Origin of the sequence: Methylobacterium sp. 22177 (assembly GCF_052045615.1) — a bacterium.
Lineage (GTDB): Bacteria > Pseudomonadota > Alphaproteobacteria > Rhizobiales > Beijerinckiaceae > Methylobacterium > Methylobacterium radiotolerans.
In genome coordinates this window covers 1-342 of sequence record NZ_JBQEPK010000145.1, presented here as the reverse complement: position 1 = coordinate 342, position 342 = coordinate 1, and the positions used below count along the sequence as shown (strand labels likewise).

The window sequence follows — 342 nt, the reverse complement described above, 5'->3', positions numbered from 1 at the left end:
CCAGGCCAAGTCGATCGCCAACCAGGCGCTCTCGACCCAGCTCTCCACCACCGGCACCGCCGCCAACGCCTACAGCGCCAGCACCGCCTCCCAGACGGTCCTGCTGACGATCAACGGCACCTCGGTCTCCGCCACGGTCGCCGCCTCCTCGAGCATCAGCGCCACCGTCGCGGCCCTGAACTCTGCGGTCAGCTCGGCCTCGACCGCGTCGAGCGGCTCGTTCGGCGCCGGCGCGATCTTCTCGGTCGACAGCACCGGCACCAAGATCGTCCTGAACGCCCAGGCGGACGTCGAATTCCAGAACTCCGGCAGCCAGACGGCGCTCGGCTTCACCGCCTCGGC

General features: G+C 70.2%; 1 pseudogene. It reads left to right on the top strand.

Annotation, left to right across the window (positions count from 1 at the left end):
- Positions 1–342: pseudogene (locus ACTJK8_RS32450) on the top strand (flagellin); the annotation flags it as partial.